The 16,445-nt window shown below is 71.2% G+C and carries 16 protein-coding genes; 7 read left to right on the top strand and 9 right to left on the bottom strand.

Going from position 1 to position 16,445, the window contains the following annotated elements; translation table 11 throughout:
* Positions 1-859: serine/threonine-protein kinase (locus E1289_RS18585; RefSeq protein WP_131981810.1), on the top strand; the 859-nt coding region annotated here is incomplete at its 5' end.
* Here E1289_RS18585 and E1289_RS18580 read toward each other — a convergent pair.
* From E1289_RS18580 to E1289_RS18570, 3 genes are read right to left on the bottom strand one after another with little or no spacing between them, the layout of a single operon-like run.
* Positions 837-1,970, bottom strand: a complete 1,134-nt coding sequence (locus E1289_RS18580) for an OmpA family protein (protein ID WP_165970531.1) — start codon at positions 1,968-1,970, stop codon at positions 837-839. The genes E1289_RS18585 and E1289_RS18580 overlap by 23 nt on opposite strands.
* 18 nt (positions 1,971-1,988) lie before the next feature.
* Positions 1,989-2,576, bottom strand: a complete 588-nt coding sequence (locus E1289_RS18575; protein ID WP_131981806.1) for an OmpA family protein — start codon at positions 2,574-2,576, stop codon at positions 1,989-1,991.
* 5 nt (positions 2,577-2,581) lie between these two features.
* Positions 2,582-3,157 carry a hypothetical protein gene (locus E1289_RS18570; RefSeq protein ID WP_165970530.1) on the bottom strand — a complete coding sequence of 192 codons (576 nt, stop codon included), beginning with the start codon at positions 3,155-3,157 and terminating at the stop codon, positions 2,582-2,584.
* Positions 3,158-3,288: 131 nt separating this feature from the next.
* Between E1289_RS18570 and E1289_RS18560 the strand changes: the two genes are divergently transcribed.
* The 6 genes from E1289_RS18560 to E1289_RS18535 all read left to right on the top strand — a co-directional run bounded on the left by E1289_RS18560 (position 3,289) and on the right by E1289_RS18535 (position 10,058).
* Positions 3,289-3,879, top strand: a complete 591-nt coding sequence (locus E1289_RS18560; RefSeq protein ID WP_131981802.1) for a helix-turn-helix transcriptional regulator — start codon at positions 3,289-3,291, stop codon at positions 3,877-3,879.
* 432 nt (positions 3,880-4,311) lie between these two features.
* A complete protein-coding gene (locus E1289_RS18555) occupies positions 4,312-5,142 on the top strand; it encodes a hypothetical protein (RefSeq protein WP_131981800.1) in 831 nt (276 codons plus the stop codon).
* 12 nt (positions 5,143-5,154) lie between these two features.
* Positions 5,155-7,194, top strand: a complete 2,040-nt coding sequence (locus E1289_RS18550; RefSeq protein WP_131981798.1) for a fumarate reductase/succinate dehydrogenase flavoprotein subunit — start codon at positions 5,155-5,157, stop codon at positions 7,192-7,194.
* On the top strand, positions 7,191-7,961 hold the full coding sequence (locus E1289_RS18545; protein ID WP_131981796.1) for a succinate dehydrogenase/fumarate reductase iron-sulfur subunit: 771 nt from the start codon (positions 7,191-7,193) through the stop codon (positions 7,959-7,961). Before E1289_RS18550 ends, E1289_RS18545 begins: the two co-directional genes overlap by 4 nt.
* A gap of 351 nt (positions 7,962-8,312) precedes the next feature.
* Complete coding sequence (locus E1289_RS18540) at positions 8,313-9,005, top strand: Crp/Fnr family transcriptional regulator (protein ID WP_131981794.1); 693 nt, start codon at positions 8,313-8,315, stop codon at positions 9,003-9,005.
* Positions 9,006-9,056: 51 nt separating this feature from the next.
* Positions 9,057-10,058 (top strand): LysR substrate-binding domain-containing protein, encoded by a 1,002-nt coding sequence (locus E1289_RS18535; protein ID WP_131981792.1) that lies wholly within the window; start codon positions 9,057-9,059, stop codon positions 10,056-10,058.
* An 11-nt stretch (positions 10,059-10,069) separates the two neighbouring features.
* Here the strand turns inward: E1289_RS18535 and E1289_RS18530 are convergent, their stop codons facing one another.
* From E1289_RS18530 to E1289_RS18505, 6 genes are all read right to left on the bottom strand, one after another.
* The gene (locus E1289_RS18530; protein WP_131981790.1) at positions 10,070-10,669 is read right to left on the bottom strand and encodes a hypothetical protein; all 600 of its coding nucleotides are present in this window, start codon (positions 10,667-10,669) and stop codon (positions 10,070-10,072) included.
* Positions 10,670-10,751: 82 nt separating this feature from the next.
* Entirely contained in the window at positions 10,752-11,498 is a 747-nt protein-coding gene (locus tag E1289_RS18525; RefSeq protein ID WP_131981788.1) for an arginase family protein, read from the bottom strand.
* A gap of 92 nt (positions 11,499-11,590) precedes the next feature.
* Positions 11,591-12,343 (bottom strand): succinate dehydrogenase/fumarate reductase iron-sulfur subunit, encoded by a 753-nt coding sequence (locus tag E1289_RS18520; protein WP_131981786.1) that lies wholly within the window; start codon positions 12,341-12,343, stop codon positions 11,591-11,593.
* Between the two features lie 2 nt (positions 12,344-12,345).
* Positions 12,346-14,283 (bottom strand): fumarate reductase/succinate dehydrogenase flavoprotein subunit, encoded by a 1,938-nt coding sequence (locus E1289_RS18515; RefSeq protein WP_131981814.1) that lies wholly within the window; start codon positions 14,281-14,283, stop codon positions 12,346-12,348.
* A gap of 2 nt (positions 14,284-14,285) precedes the next feature.
* Positions 14,286-14,975 carry a succinate dehydrogenase cytochrome b subunit gene (locus E1289_RS18510; protein WP_131981784.1) on the bottom strand — a complete coding sequence of 230 codons (690 nt, stop codon included), beginning with the start codon at positions 14,973-14,975 and terminating at the stop codon, positions 14,286-14,288.
* A 199-nt stretch (positions 14,976-15,174) separates the two neighbouring features.
* Positions 15,175-16,419 (bottom strand): SpoIIE family protein phosphatase, encoded by a 1,245-nt coding sequence (locus E1289_RS18505; RefSeq protein ID WP_243712930.1) that lies wholly within the window; start codon positions 16,417-16,419, stop codon positions 15,175-15,177.
* Between the last annotated feature and the right edge of the window lie 26 nt (positions 16,420-16,445).

Below are 16,445 nucleotides of genomic sequence, written 5' to 3'. Positions count from 1 at the left end.
GTGGGTGATCGGTGGCCGGTTCCGCATGCTCGACCGGATCGGGGCGGGGGGAACCAGCCGTGTGTGGCGGGCGTACGACCACGCGGCCGGGCGGTACTGCGCCGCGAAGCTCGTCCGGCAGCGGGGACCCACGTCGATGCTGCGGGTGGTGCGGGAAAGGGCGCTGCGGCTGGCGCATCCGCATGTGCTGACGCCGTACGCGTCGTGTTCCGCCGCTGACGACGTCCTCCTGGCGATGGATCTCGTCAGCGGTGGCTCACTGGAGACGCTCCTCGGGGACTACGGCAGGCTGCCGCCGGCGTACGCGGCCGAGGTCCTGGACCAGCTGCTCGCCGCCTTGAGCCACATCCACGGGGCCGGGGTGGTGCACCGGGACGTGAAGCCCGCGAACCTGCTGCTGGAGCCGAGTCCGGTGGGGGCGCCGCACGTCCGGCTGGCGGACTTCGGGATCGCGCTGGGGGACGACGGGATGCGGTTCACCACGACGGGCTTCACCGTCGGCACCCCGGGATACCTGGCGCCCGAGGTGCTCGACTGGAACCGCCCGGGGCCGCGCCAGGACCTGTACGCGGCGGGCATGGTCGGCTGGCGGATGCTGACCGGTGCGGGCGATCCCGAACCGCGGCAGCGGGTGGGGGAACCGCCCGCGGGGGTGCCGCCGCGCCTGTGGGCGGTGGTCGCGTGGCTGTGCGCCGCCGACCCGGCGCGGCGCCCGGACGGCGCCGACGCCGCGCGGCGGGCGCTGGCCGCGTGCGGTCTCGAACTGCGGTTCCCCGTCCGGACGCTGGACGGGGAACCCCTGCAGATCTTCGACCAGCTCGGACCGCCGCCCGGCCCTAGGACCGGGCGGCCGAGATGACCACGCGGCGGTTCTTCGCGCGGGCCCGCGGGTCGTCGGAGCCGTCCGGCCGGGTGTTGGGCGCGGCCGGTTTCGTCTCGCCGTAGCCGGTGGCCTTCAGCCGGCCCCGGTCGAGGCCGCCCTTGGTGGCGAGCCAGTCGACGATGGCCTGCGCGCGGCGTTCGGAGAGCGCCTTGTTGGACGCCGGGTCGCCCTTGGAGTCGGTGTGGCCGTCGACCTGGATGGGCGCGCTGGACGGGACCTCCTCGCGGATCGACTCGGCCAGCTCGGCGAGTGACTTCGCGGCCTCCGGTTTGATGTCGGCCTTGCCGAAGTCGAACAGGACGTCCGCCTCGATGTTGTAGGCGATCTGGTCGTTCCCCTTGATGACCTGGCCCGGACCGGCGACGTACGACTTGAGGGAGGCGGACGGCACGCTCACCGAGGGGACGCTGACCGAGGGGACGCTGACCGAGGGGACGCTGACCGGCGGGATGCACTCCCCCTTGTCGTTGCAGGCACGCGGCCGGTAGAGGGAGGGCCGGTACAGGGACGGGCGGTACAGCGAGGGCCGGTAGGCGGCCGGCCGGTACACGGAGGCGACGTACTGCCCCTCCTCGGACGGCTTGCTCTGGCAGACCTCCGCGACCGAGACCGCGGACTGGTTGACCGGCCCGTGCGACTTCCCGGACTCCTCCACCGGAGGGGCGTTGACGCCGCCCGCCTGGACGCCGGGGATGCGCACCCCCGGGAGCGCCGTGCCGGGGATCGACGTCCCGGGGATGGCGACCGCGCCCAGGCAGGCGCCCGGGGCGGGCTTCTCCTCGACGCACTGCGCCGGGACGCGCTGCGCCGGGACGTCCACGCCGGGGATCGTCACCGCCGGGACCTTCTCCCCGCCGATCGTCGCCTCCGGGATGTGCACCGGGTCGGCGTGCACGGCGGGGATCTCCACGGCCTCGATCAGCTCACCCCGCGGGCACTCCGTCGGTTCCGGGCCGGTGGGAGACGGTGTCGCGCCACCCGCCGTGGCGGGGGCGGTGGCGGCCTTGCGGGGAGGTTCGTCGTTTCCCAGGGCGCCGCACGCGGTCAGTGTCAGGCCGACCGTGACGGCGATGGCGACGGCTCGCAATGCGTGCGGCACTGTGCTCTAGCCCTTCTCGTAGGTGATGTCGACGCGGCGGTTCTTCGCGCGGCCCTCGGGGGAGTCCTCGGAGCCGTTCCTGTTGGGGGCGACGGGCTTGGTCTCGCCGTAGCCCCTGGCCTCGACGCGCAGGGACGACCCCCGCAGGGCGCGCAGCAGCTCGGCCTTGACCGCCTCGGCGCGCCGCTTCGAGAGGTCGAGGTTGTAGCCGTCGGACCCGACGGAGTCGGTGTGGCCGGACACCTCGACGGTGCCGCCGACGTCGCGCAGCCGTTTCGCGAGGTCGGCGATGCGCCGTTCGGCGGCGTCGGTGAGCGTCGCCTTGCCGAAGTCGAACAGGACGTCGGCCGACATGCGCACGGTGACCTGCTCGCCGTCGTCCTGCTCGGTCTCCAGCGGGATGACCGCCTTGGACAGATCGATGTCGCGCACGGACTCGGCCGTCCCGATGTCCCGCACGGATGCGGCGAGGTTGGCGTCGGGGACGTCCGGTGCGTCGCCGGCCGCCGCCGGGACGGCCGGCACCGCGCCGAGGACGGCCGCGCCGAGGACGGCCGCGAGTACGACGGCCGTGAGGAGGAGGGTTCGCCGCATGCCGGTCACCGCTCGATCGGGATGTTGCGGAAGGTGGGCCACGACCCGATCTGCACGTCCACCGCCCGGACGTCCTCCGGCGGGGCGGCGAACGTGAAGGCGAAGTGGCCGGTCTGGTTGTTGGCGATATGCGTGAAGATGTCGTGGGTCTCCAGCTCCTTGCCGCCGGAGTCCTTGACGACCACGTACCGCTTGAGGTTGACGGGGTCGATCAGCGAGGTGCCGAGGCCGTTCCTGCCGTTCAGCTCGTAGGGGTTGGGGTTGGTCTCGCCGCCCGGAGGGATGCGCGGGGTGAACTGCGTGGTGAGGGTGGCGAGCCTGCCCCTGGCCTTGAGGCCCATGATCGCGATGTCGACCTTGGCGCCCGGTGCGATGGGGGAGTCGAAGGTGCCCTTCGTCACCGGCTCGCCGGCGTTGTCGAAGCCGGGCTTGCCGCCCTCGGCGGCCGCGCCCGCCGAGTCGCCGCCCCGCTCCCCGGAGGACGACGAGCCCCCGTCCGCCACCAGGGAGCAGCCGGTGAGCCCGCCGGCGGCGAGCAGCACCGCGGCCGTGGCGGCGGCCAGGCGAGTTGACAGGCGCATGGTCGGTCCTTCCAGGTTCGTCGCATATGCAAACGAGTCGGTACGTGGCACCATGGCGGGGTACGCCATGGCAACGTGTGCGTCCGCGAATATAGCGTTTGCATTTGCGAATCGTCAAGGGGTTGGTTCGGTTGGCCGTCGCCGAGGACACGGTGGTCCGGAATCGCGCGCTGCAGGCCGAGTGGTACGGCGAACCGCTCGGCGACCGCGTCCGCCCGCTCCTCGACCGGCTCGGGCTCTCCCAGTCCGGCCTGGCCGGCGTGCTCGGCCTGTCCGCGCCGATGCTCTCGCAGCTGATGTCCGGCCAGCGGGCGAAGATCAGCAACCCGGCCGTCCTGCACCGGCTGATGGCGGTCGAGGAGCTCGTCGCCGGGCCCGCGTTCGGCGCGCTGACCGCCGCCGAGATCAAGGACCGCCTGGCGGAGATCAGGGCCGAGACGGCGACCACCACCACCTCGAACGTGCGCGTCACCGAGCGCGGCCCCGACGCGGAGGGCCGGGACGGCGTACCGGCCGGCCGGGGGCCCGCCGAGTCGGCCCGCCTCGTCCAGACCGTGCTGCGCGAGGTCGCCTCGGCCGCGGAGATCGAGGCCGCCGCCGCACTGCTCGCCGACCGCTTCCCCGACCTCGCGGAGGTCCTGCGCGTGTACGGCAACGGCCGTGCGAGCGAGGCCGAGGCCCACTTCATCCGCAAGATCGTCGACCACGCGCGATCCCGGTAGCGGCCGGGACCCGGCCGGCCGTCACGGTCCGTGACCGCCGGCGGGCCCGCCCGCTCCGCGCGCCGGACGACCGAACGGTCATGCCCGGCCGCACTCGTCTCGATTCCGCTGAGCCATAACAACTGGTTATGGATGGCGGGCGGTGCCAAGGCGCCCGGCGGGGGCTAAAGTCTGTGGTCAGACTCACATGCGGGTCTGGCTGTTGTGTATGTCACAGCTCCCGGCGGGTGGCGTAGGGTCGCTTCGCTGGAAGCGCACACGAGGCGTCACCGCCCGCATGCGACACGGCATCCGGTCGCCATCGCGACCCGGCCGGGACGCATGGCCGACGGCTCGGACGCACGGGCCGGCGGCCGGGGCGCGACGGCCGCACGGGTGCGCTCAGACCGTGGTACCGGGGACACGACGACCCGAGCTCAGGAGAGCCGAACGATGAGCACTGTGGAGGCGCCCGCGAAATCGCGCGCCCAGATCAAGGAACGCACGCTCCGGAAGGACAACTGGCGCCTCTATCCGGTGTCGATCTTCGTGATCTTCACCCTGTGGGTGGCGTACGCGACCGTACGGGCCTTCTGGGGCGCCGCCTTCTACGTGCCGCAGTTCCACTACCTGACGCCGTTCTACTCGCCGTGCCTGAACGACATCTGCAACAACGTCACGGTGAACGGCCACACGGGCAGCGCGGCGGAGTTCGGGACGTTCCTGCCGGAGAGCACCCGCGGCTGGATCCCGTTCGCGGCGATCTCGCTGCCGTTCCTGCTGCTGTTCCGGCTGACCTGCTACTACTACCGCAAGGCGTACTACCGCTCCTTCTGGCAGGCGCCGACCGCGTGCGCGGTGCGGGAGCCGCACAGCAAGTACACCGGGGAGCGGCGCTTCCCGCTGATCGGGCAGAACCTGCACCGCTACTTCTTCATCGCGGCGGTCCTGATCTCCCTCATCAACACCTACGACGCGCTCCTCGCCTTCCACGGCAAGGACGGCGGCTTCGGCATCGGGCTGGGCACCGTCATCCTGGTCGTCAACGTGATCCTGCTCTGGCTGTACACCCTCTCGTGCCACTCCTGCCGGCACATCGTCGGCGGACGGCTGAAGAACTTCTCCAAGCACCCCTTCCGGTACCGGATGTGGGGCTGGGTGTCCAAGATCAACGAGCGGCACGGCACGTACGCGCTGGTCACGCTGGGCTCGCTGGTGGTGGCCGACTTCTACGTCATGCTGGTCGCCAGCGAGACCATCTCCGACCTGCGTTTCTTCAACTGAGGCCAAGGAATCATGACTGAGATCGAGAGGCACTCGTACGACGTCGTGGTGATCGGCGCCGGCGGCGCCGGGCTGCGCGCGGCGATCGAGGCGCGCCTCCAGGGCAAGAAGACCGCGATCATCTCCAAGTCGCTGTTCGGCAAGGCGCACACGGTGATGGCGGAGGGCGGGGCCGCCGCCGCGATGGGCAACGTCAACGCCAAGGACAACTGGCAGGTCCACTTCCGCGACACCATGCGCGGCGGCAAGTTCATGAACAACTGGCGGATGGCGGAGCTGCACGCCAAGGAGTCCCCGGACCGCATCTGGGAGCTCGAGCTGTGGGGCGCGCTGTTCGACCGCACCAAGGACGGCAAGATCAGCCAGCGCAACTTCGGCGGGCACGAGTACCCGCGGCTGGCGCACGTCGGTGACCGGACGGGCCTGGAGCTGATCCGCACCGCGCAGCAGAAGGTCGTCGCCCTCCAGCAGGAGGACCACGCCGAGCACGGCGACTACGAGGCCAGGCTGAAGGTCTGGGCCGAGACGACGGTGACGCGGCTGCTGAAGGACGCCGACGGGAAGATCTGCGGCGCGTTCGGCTACGTCCGGGAGAGCGGCAGGTTCGTCGTGTTCGAGGCGCCGACGGTGGTGCTCGCGACCGGCGGCATCGGCAAGGCGTTCAAGGTCACGTCCAACTCCTGGGAGTACACCGGGGACGGCCACGCGCTGGCCATGCTCGCCGGCGGGACGCTGCTCAACATGGAGTTCGTGCAGTTCCACCCGACCGGCATGGTCTGGCCGCCGTCCGTCAAGGGCATCCTCGTGACCGAGTCGGTGCGCGGCGACCGCGGCGTCCTGCGGAACTCCGAGGGCAAGCGGTTCATGTTCGACTACATCCCCGAGGTGTTCAAGGAGCAGTACGCCACCTCGGAGGAGGAGGCGGACCGCTGGTACGACGACCCGGAGAACAACCGGCGTCCCCCCGAGCTGCTGCCGCGCGACGAGGTGGCCCGCGCGATCAACTCGGAGGTCAAGGCCGGGCGGGGATCGCCGCACGGCGGGGTCTTCCTCACCGTCGTCGACCGGATGCCCGGCGGGGCCGCCGAGATCGTCAAGCGGCTCCCGTCGATGTACCACCAGTTCAAGGAGCTGGCGGACGTCGACATCACCAAGGAGGCCATGGAGGTCGGCCCCACCTGCCACTACGTGATGGGCGGGGTGGAGGTCGACCCCGACACCGGTGCGGCGCAGGTGCCCGGCCTGTTCGCCGCGGGCGAGGTCTCCGGCGGCATGCACGGCTCCAACCGGCTCGGCGGCAACTCGCTGTCGGACCTGCTGGTCTTCGGCCGCCGGGCCGGGCTGGGCGCGGCGGAGTACATCGACGCGCTGGCCGCCCGTCCCGCCGTCCCGGAGCCGGAGATCGAGGCGGCGATGGCCGAGGCGCTCGCGCCGTTCGAGCGGACGGACGGCGAGAACCCCTACGCCGTCCACGCCGAGCTCCAGCAGACGATGAACGAGCTGGTCGGCATCATCCGCAAGGAAGAGGAACTGCAGCAGGCCCTGGAGTCGCTCGCCAAGCTCCGGGAGCGGGTCGCGAACGTCAGCGTCGAACCCGTCGCGGTGGGCGACGGGCGCGGCTACCACCCGGGCTGGCACCTCGCGCTCGACCTGCGCAACATGATGCTGGTGTCGGAGGCCGTCGCCAAGGCGGCGCTGGAGCGGCAGGAGAGCCGCGGCGGCCACACCCGCGACGACTACCCGCAGATGTCGGCGGAGTGGCGGAAGGTCAACCTGGTGTGCTCGCTGGCCGGCGACCCGGCCGACCCGCACGTCGAGCTGACCCGGCAGCCGATGCGGCCGATGCGGGACGACCTGCTGGAGCTGTTCGAGAACGACGAGCTGAAGAAGTACCTGACCGCCGAGGAACTGCCGGCCGCCCTGGCCGAGCCGCCCGTGGCGGCGGAAACGCGCGAGGTGGAGGCGGAGGCCACGGCCGGGTCCGGTGCGACCGCCGCGTCCGCCGCCGAGAAGCCCGCTGCCGAGGACAAGGACGAGGAGGGCGACCGATGAGCTACGAGGCCAAGTTCAAGGTCTGGCGCGGCGACGACGGCGACGGCGAGCTCGTCGACTACACGGTCGAGGTGAACGAGGGCGAGGTCGTCCTCGACATCATCCACCGGCTGCAGGCCACGCAGGCGCCCGACCTCGCCGTCCGCTGGAACTGCAAGGCGGGCAAGTGCGGGTCGTGCTCCGCGGAGATCAACGGCATGCCGCGGCTGCTGTGCATGACGCGGATGTCCACGTTCGACCCGGACGAGACGGTGACCGTCATGCCGGTCAACACGTTCCCCGTCATCCGCGACCTTGTCACGGACGTGTCGTACAACTACGAGAAGGCGCGGCAGGTGCCGTCGTTCGACCCGGGCGACGCCAAGCCCGGCGAGCTGCGGATGCAGCAGGTGGACGTCGAGCGCTCGCAGGAGTTCCGCAAGTGCATCGAGTGCTTCCTGTGCCAGAACGTCTGCCACGTCATCCGTGACCACGACGAGAACAAGGAGAACTTCGCCGGCCCGCGTTTCCTGATGCGGATCGGCGAGCTGGAGATGCACCCGGCGGACCAGGCCGACCGGCGCAACATCGCGCAGGACGACCACGGTCTCGGCTTCTGCAACATCACCAAGTGCTGCACCGAGGTCTGCCCCGAGCACATCAAGATCACCGACAACGCGCTGATTCCGATGAAGGAGCGGGTCGTGGGACGCAAGTACGACCCGGTGGTGTGGCTCGGCACCAAGCTCGGCATCGTCAAGAAGGGGCAGGACACCCCGTCCGCCTGACGTCCCCGGCCTTCGTGGCGTCCAGGCTCTTTCGCGGCGTCCAGGTTCTTTCGCGAACGTCCCCCGTCGCCCCGCGCGACGGGGGACGTTCGCGTTCCCGCCCCGAGAGCGACGCCCTGGCATGCGGCGCTCCTGGAACACGGCGGGCGGCGTGCCCCCGGGCCGCCGCCCGCCGTTACGCCGTTCCCCATGAACGCCGTGGACGCTGGACGGCCTGCCAACCGCACACGCCGCGACCAACACTGGTGCACCCCCGGCCATTCGAGTAGGGATTTGTGCACACAACGCGTTGTGGTTTCGTGATTCTCCTCCGGGGCCCCGGAAAGCCCGGGGCCAATTAGCGTGGAGGGCATGAGCGCCCTCGAACCGGGCTCGTTCTTCGCCGAACTCACCCCGGCGGAACGCGAGGACCTGGAGTCACGTGGCCGCGTCCGCGACTTCGGACGGGGGGACACGCTCTTCACCGAGGGGGAGGACCCCGGCTGGGTCGCCGTCCTGCTGCGGGGCCGGGTGAAGGCGTTCTCCTACCGCGAGCAGGGCGGGGAGGCGCTGCTGGCCGTCCGCGGCCCGGGGGCGCTCCTCGGCGAGGTCGCCGCGATCGACGGGCAGCCGCGGTCGGCGTCGGTCGCCGCGCTGGAGCCGGTGCGGGCCCTCGCGGTCACGGCCGACGAGTTCATGGCGTTCCTGCAGGCCCACGGCCGCGTCTCCATCATCATCATGCGGGTGCTGTGCCAGCGCTGGCGCGACGCCGACCGCAAGCGCGCCGAGTTCGGCATGTTCGACGCGACGGGACGTGTCGCACAGCGCCTCGTGGAGTTGGCCGAGCGGTTCGGCGTCCCGTACCGGGCGGGCCCGGAGGGGGACGGGCAGAGCGTCCGCATCACGCTGAACCTGTCGCAGGAGGAGCTGGCGGGCTGGGTCGGCGCGTCCCGCGAGGCGGTCAGCAAGGCGTTACGGACGCTGCGCGCGCACGGCTGGATCGAGACGGGGCGGCGCCGCCTCATCGTCCATGACCTGCAGGCACTCCGCCGCCACGCCCGCTGACCCGCGGGCCGCGTGCGGGCGCGCCGGGAGGCGACCCGTACCCTGTGCAGGGTGCAGTTGCAGCAGCTCGCCTATTTCGTCGCGGTCGCGGAGGTGCGCCACTTCACGCAGGCCGCCGAGATCCTGCGGGTGGCGCAACCGTCGCTGTCGAAGCAGATCCGCGCGCTGGAGTCCGAGCTGAGCGTCTCCCTGTTCAGCCGTGCCCGGGGGAACATCACCCTGACGCCCGCGGGTGAGGCCCTGCTGCCGCTGGCCAAGCGCATACTCGCCGACGTCGAGACGGCCCGCCTGGAGGTCCAGGAGCTCGCCGGCCTCAAACGCGGCCGGGTACGGCTCGGCGCGACACCGTCCCTGTGCGCCGGCCTACTGGCGGAGGTTCTGCGCCGCTTTCACGACGCCTACCCGGGGATTCAGCTCCTCGTGGAGGAGGGCGGCTCCCGCGACCTCGTCCGGGAGCTGACCCGCGGCTCCCTGGACATGGCCCTGGTCATCCTCCCGCTCCAGGGCGACCCGCCACTGGACACCACTCCCATCCTGCGCGAGTTCCTGGTGGTGGCGTCCCCGACCGGAGCCGAGACGGGCCTGCCCGAACGCTCCCTGAAGGCCGCCCAGCTGCCCCGCCGCTCGTACCTGCGCATCGAGGATCTCCGGAACCGTCCCCTCGTCATGTTCCGTCCGGGCTACGACCTGCGTGAGGCGACCATCAGCGCATGCCGCGCCGCCGGCTTCGAACCCCGGTTCGCGGTCGAGGGGGGCGAGATGGACGCCGTCCTGCGTTTCGTGGAGGTCGGCCTGGGTGTGGCGGTCGTCCCCAGCATGGTCCTCGCGGGGCGGCCCGGCCTGCGCGGAACCCCGCTCGTGCTGCCCGACGAGGAGGCGCGCCGCGGCCGCCAGGGCCCCGGCCTGCTCCGCACCATCGCGCTCGCCCACCGCAAGGACGTCGAACTCACCCACGCGGCCCGCGCCTTCCAGGACACCCTGCAGACGTTCCTCGTAGAAGCGGGCCTGGCCGGAAGCCTCCCCCCGGGCGTCGAAACCCTCCTCACCGACTGATCCCACCGACCTCACGACCCTCCCGGGAGGCGCACCCAGCCGCGCGTGTTCGTCTCCTTGACCGACACGTGGACGGAGCGGTACGCGGCGGCGTCGCACGTCGGGCACTGCCGGACGACCTCTTCGTAGAACCAGTCGGACGTGATGAGGGCGACGGCGCCGGGGGCGGTGCGCAGGGCGTCCCTCAGCGGCTTCGCGTCCAGGAGCCGGGAGGCGGCGACGATGGCGCTGCCTGCGACGCCGTAGGCGTCGTAGATCACCTCCCCGGCGTGCACGGCGACGCGGAGCTTGATGCACGCGCCCGGTGGCGCGCTGCTGTTGTGCCGTTCGAGGGAGGCGGCCAGCTTGAGGGGGAAGGGGCCGGCCAGCCGCTCCTTCGGCACGTCCGGCTGGACGAGGACGAGCGCGCCGTCCCCGCGGTCCTCGAACCGCAGGGATTTCGCGGGCACGCCGGAGTCGGCCAGCGCCTCGGGCAGGGCTTTGAACAGGACGCTGCGCACGGCGAGCTGGTCCCAGTTCGCCCGGCCTCCGTAGCCCTGGACGTCCACGCACAGGATCGACCGGTGCACCGCGTGCGCCGGGTCGGCGATACCGTGCAACGGGTCATGCATATGCACAGTCTTCTGCACGTGCATCACGCTACTGCAAGATCGCATCCCGGGCAGCGGCCTTCGCGCGTGTGAAGTGGCCGGATTAGGCGCTCAGGATCTCGGTCAGGAGGCGGGTGCGGATGGCGGTGTCGTCGCCCTCGGGGAGGTGCCAGGGGCAGGCGAGGTCCAGGGCGGCGACGCGGCCGGTGGCCATGACGCGGCGGTAGGACGCGAGCACCGCGTCCCGCGACGGGCCGTCGCCGACCGGGAACCGCAGGCCGGGCAGGTCGTCCTTGTCGATCACGTCCAGGTCGATGTGCAGGACGAGCGGCCCGTCGGGCAGGGCGACGTCGTCCACCGGGCAGCGCCGGACCTTCGAGGTCGCGAGGAACTCCGCCTCGGCTGGGTCGAGGTCGCGGGCGTCCACCAGGACGGCGCGGTCCTCCGGCAGTGGGCGCATTCCCAGCGGGCCGGTGAGCAGCTCGGGATGGTCGCCGATGATCTGCCGCAGCGGCATCCCGCCGATGTAGCCGGACGTGGAGCTCTCCAGGGAGTGGATGTCGCCGTGCCCGTCGAACCAGACGACCGAGGCGTCCACGCCCGCCCGCTGGACGCCCGCGAGGACGGCCGTGGAGACCAGGCAGTCGCCCGACACCACCGTCGGCCGAGTGCCGCCGGCGACCTGGTCGGCGACCTCGGCGGAGACCAGCTCGTACAGCGCGCCGACGCGTGCCCAGACGTCGCCTTGGGGTAGCTCCCGCGTCACCGGGACGAAGCCGGGAGTGGGCAGGGGGAAGGACGAGTCGGGGAGTCGTTCGTCCAGGTGGTAGGGGACCAGCGTGATCGTCATGGGGTCCACGGTAAATGGTGCGCGTGACGGGTCCTGGAATGAATGACCCCGCCCGGTACTCCGGGCGGGGTCTGTCCAGGGGCGCCTACGGGTCAGCGCTTCTTTCCGCCCGCGGTGGCCTTCAGGTAGTCGTGGTTCAGCCGCCCGATGACGTCCAGGGGGATGCCCTTCGGGCAGGCGGCGGTGCACTCGCCGGTGTTGGTGCAGCCGCCGAAGCCCTCCGCGTCGTGGGCGTCCAGCATGGACACGACCCGGTCCCAGCGTTCCGGCTGGCCCTGCGGCATCAGCCCGAGGTGGGTGACCTTGGCGCCGAGGAACAGGGCGGCCGAGCCGTTGGGGCAGGCCGCGACGCAGGCGCCGCAGCCGATGCACTCGGCGGCCTCGAAGGCGCGGTCGGCGTCCGGCTTCGGGACGGGCGTCGCGTGCGCCTCGGGCGCGGTGCCGGTCGGCGCGGTGATGTAGCCGCCCGCCTGGATCATCCGGTCGAACGCGGAGCGGTCGACCACCAGGTCCTTGACGACCGGGAACGCCGCCGCCCGCCACGGCTCGATGTCGATGACCTCGCCGTCCTTGAACTTGCGCATATGGAGCTGGCACGTGGTGGTGGCGCGCTCCGGGCCGTGCGGGGTGCCGTTGATGACGAGCGAGCACATGCCGCAGATGCCCTCGCGGCAGTCGTGGTCGAACGCGACCGGCTCCGCGCCCTCGGCGATCAGCCGCTCGTTGAGGACGTCGAGCATTTCCAGGAAGGAGGCGTCCGGGGAGATGCCGTCGATCTCGTACTCGACCATCCTCCCCTTGTCCTCGGGGCCGCTCTGGCGCCAGACGCGCAGTGTGAGCTTCATCGTTACTTGTATGACCTCTGGCTCGGCTTGACGTACTCGAAGTTCAGGGCCTCCTTGTGGAGGATCGGCTGCTCGCCCTCGCCGGCCCATTCCCAGGCGGCGACGTAGGAGAAGTTGGTGTCGTCGCGCTTGGCCTCGCCGTCCTCGTCCTGGCTCTCGGCCCGGAAGTGGCCGCCGCAGGACTCGGTGCGGTGCAGCGCGTCGACGACCATCAGCTCGGCCAGCTCGAAGAAGTCGGCGACGCGGCCGGCCTTCTCCAGCTGCTGGTTGAGCTCCTCGCCCTTCCCGGTGACCCGGACGCGCTCCCAGAACTCCTGCCGCAGCGCCGGGATGAGGTCGAGCGCCTTGCGCAGGCCCTCCTCGGTGCGTTCCATCCCGCAGTACTCCCACATGATGTGGCCGAGTTCGCGGTGGTAGGAGTCGACGGAACGGTCCCCGTCGACCGACAACAGCCGGTCGATCCGCGACTTCACGCGCTCCTCCGCCTCGGTGACCGCGGTCTCGGCGACCGCCCCGAGGTCGTTGCGGGCGATGTAGTCGCCGATGGTGTTCGGCAGGACGAAGTAGCCGTCCGCGAGACCCTGCATCAGTGCGGACGCGCCGAGGCGGTTCGCGCCGTGGTCGGAGAAGTTCGCCTCACCGATGACGAACAGGCCCGGGATGGTGGACTCCAGGTCGTAGTCCACCCACAGCCCGCCCATCGTGTAGTGGACGGCGGGGTAGATGCGCATCGGCGTGTCGTAAGGGTTCTCGCCGGTGATGCGCTCGTACATCTCGAAGAGGTTGCCGTACTTGGCCTCGACCTTGTCCCGGCCCAGGCGCTCGATGGCGTCGGCGAAGTCGAGGTAGACGCCGAGGCCGCCGGGGCCGACGCCGCGTCCCTCGTCGCAGACGTTCTTCGCCGCGCGGGACGCGATGTCGCGCGGGACGAGGTTGCCGAAGGACGGGTAGATGCGCTCCAGGTAGTAGTCGCGCTCGTCCTCGGGGATGTCGGCGGGCCTGCGCGTGTCGCCGCCCTTCTTCGGCACCCACACCCGCCCGTCGTTGCGCAGCGACTCCGACATCAGGGTGAGCTTGGACTGGTGGTCGCCGCTGACCGGGATGCACGTCGGGTGGATCTGCGTGAAGCACGGGTTGGCGAACAGGGCGCCGTGCCGGTGGGCGCGCCAGGACGCGGTGACGTTCGACCCCATGGCGTTCGTGGACAGGAAGTACACGTTGCCGTAGCCGCCGGACGCCAGCACGACCGCGTCCGCCGTGTAGTGCTTGATCTCGCCGTTGATCAGGTTGCGGACGACGACGCCGCGCGCCCGCCCGTCCTCCATGATCAGGTCGAGCATCTCGTGCCGCGGGTACAGCTCGACGTTGCCCGCGTCGACCTGCCGCATCAGCGCCTGGTACGCGCCGAGCAGGAGCTGCTGGCCGGTCTGCCCGCGCGCGTAGAAGGTGCGGGAGACCTGCGTCCCGCCGAACGAGCGGTTGTCGAGCAGGCCGCCGTACTCGCGGGCGAACGGGACGCCCTGCGCGACGCACTGGTCGATGATGTTCCGGGAGATGTCGGCGAGCCGGTGCACGTTCGACTCGCGGGAGCGGAAGTCGCCGCCCTTGACCGTCTCGTAGAACAGCCGGTGCACGCTGTCGCCGTCGTTGCGGTAGTTCTTGGCGGCGTTGATGCCGCCCTGCGCGGCGATCGAGTGGGCGCGGCGCGGCGAGTCCTGGAAGCAGAACTGCCGGACGTGGTACCCGGCCTCGCCGAGGGTGGCGCCCGCCGAGCCGCCCGCCAGCCCGGTGCCGATGATGATGATCTTCTTCTTGCGCTTGTTGGCGGGGTTGACCTGCTTCGCCTGGAACTTGCGGGTCGTCCAGCGCTCCTCGATGGGGCCCGCGGGCGCCTTGGTGTCGGCGATCGGCTCGCCGGACTTGTAGAAACCGTCGATCATGGTCAGCTCACCCATCCGAACGTGATGGAGACGGGGACGGCGACGAAACCGAGCGTCACGACCGCCGCGACGGTTCCGGCGAGGCCCCGGAGGAGGCGTTCGCTGCGCGGCGTGCGCAGCCCGAGGGTCTGGAACGCGCTCCAGATGCCGTGGTGGAGGTGCGCGCCGACGAGCAGGACCGCGACGACGTACCAGACGGTGATGTACCAGCGGGACGGGTCGAAGTCGGCGACCATCCGCTGGTAGGGGGTGGCGTCGCCGCCGAGCGGGTTCACGACGAAGAACGTCAGGTCCAGCAGGTGCCAGACGACGTAGAACGCGATGATGACGCCGCCGTACCGCATCGTGCGGGCGGCGTAGCCCTGCGCGTGCGACTTCTTCCTGGCCTGGTACTTCACCGGGCGCGCGGCCGACGCGCGCCGGGCGAGCGACACCGCCGCCCACATGTGCAGGACGATCGCCACCACCAGCGTGGCCTCAAGGAGCGTGAGGACGGACCGGTACGGCACGGCCGGCTCGCCGAGCGTGCGCAGCCAGTGCGCGTAGTCGTTGAAGCTCTCCGCGCCGAAGAAGATCTTCAGGTTCCCGATCATGTGCGTGATCAGGAACAGCACGAGGACGGCACCGGTCACCGCCATCACGGCCTTCTTGCCGAGGGTGGACCGGTAGATCGCAGGTATCGCTACAGCCACCTGTCGAAGCTATGCGGACCTGGGCTGAGAGTTCCAAGTCATCAGCACACTGGTTTCGATAGCCCCAGGCTATGAAGCCAAGCAGAACGGACGTTGTGCCCGTTCCGTGATGAACAGTGCGGTGAGTGACTTCACAGGGCGATTCGGAACTCGCCGGACGGGTGATCCAGCAGACATTGACGGGGTCGGCGGCGGTGTGTCAGTAGCGCGCGGGGTGCATCGCGCCGTCGCCGTGCTGCCGCGACAGCAGCAGCACGGCGAGGTCGTCGGTCAGGGCGTCGCCGTTGAGGTGCTCGACCTCGGTGACGAGCGCGTCGATGAGGGACCGTCCCGTGGCGCCGCCGACGCGGGCCCGGTGGGCCAGCCCGACGAGCCCCTCGGTGCCGAGCCGGTCCGACCCCGCGCCGACCTTCCCCTCGATGAGGCCGTCGGTGTAGAGCATCAGCGCCCACGACTCGCCGAGGTCGATCTCGGTGGTCGGCCACTCGGCGCCGGGGACCAGGCCGAGCGCCGGGCCGTGCGCGTAGTCGGGCAGCGCCGACACCTCGAACCCGCCGTCCCCGGGGGTCCCGCGGAACAGCAGCGGGGCGGGGTGCCCGGCAAGGTGCATCCGGGCGGTCCGCCGCGACGGCGCGATCGTGATCATGCAGAGCGTGGTGAAGATCTCCTCGCTGCGCCGCTCGTGGCCGAGGACGGTGTCGAGGGTGCCGAGGAGCTGCTCGCCGGTGTGCCCGGCGAGCACGAGCGTCCGCCACGCCATCCGGAGCTGGACGCCGAGGGCGGCCTCGTCGGGCCCGTGCCCGCACACGTCGCCGATGACGAGGTGGACCGCGCCGCCCTCGGTCTGCACGGTGTCGTAGAAGTCGCCGCCGAGCAGGGCCCGCCGCCGGCCGGGCCGGTAGCGGGTGTGGTGCCGCAGCGACGGGTCGTCGATCAGCGGGACGGGCAGCAGGCCGCGCTCCAGCCGGGCGTTCTCCCGGCCGACGATGCGGGCCTCGACCAGCCGCCGCTCGGTCTCCTCCGAGCGCTTGCGCTCGATGGCGTAGCGGATGGCGCGGGCCAGCAGCGGCGCGTCCACCTCCTGCTTGACCAGGTAGTCCTCGGCGCCGGCGGCGACCGCCCGCACGCCGAGGTGGGCGTCCTCGATGCCGGTCAGCACCACGACGGCGGCGGACCCGGACAGGGCGAGGACCTGCCGCAGCCCGTCGAGCCGGTCGATGCCGGGGGTGGACAGGTCGACGATGATGCACTGGGTGCGCCGCGTCAGCGCCCGCCCGGCGGCGGCGAGGTCGCCGACGACGTTGATCTCGACGTCCATGCCGCTCTCGGCGAGCATCTTCTCGACCATGAGGACGTCGCCGGGGTCGTCGTCGATGAGGAGCAGGTCGATCCTGTCCCCGGCCCCCGGCACGAGGGGATGCGTCTGGTGACTGATGGTGCTCACAAGGGCTTCCGAAAAGTCGGGCTGGC

Origin of the sequence: Actinomadura sp. 6K520 (genome assembly GCF_004349245.1) — a bacterium.
In the GTDB taxonomy this organism is placed as follows: Bacteria; Actinomycetota; Actinomycetes; order Streptosporangiales; family Streptosporangiaceae; genus Spirillospora.
This window is presented reverse-complemented; position numbering and strand designations above follow the sequence as displayed.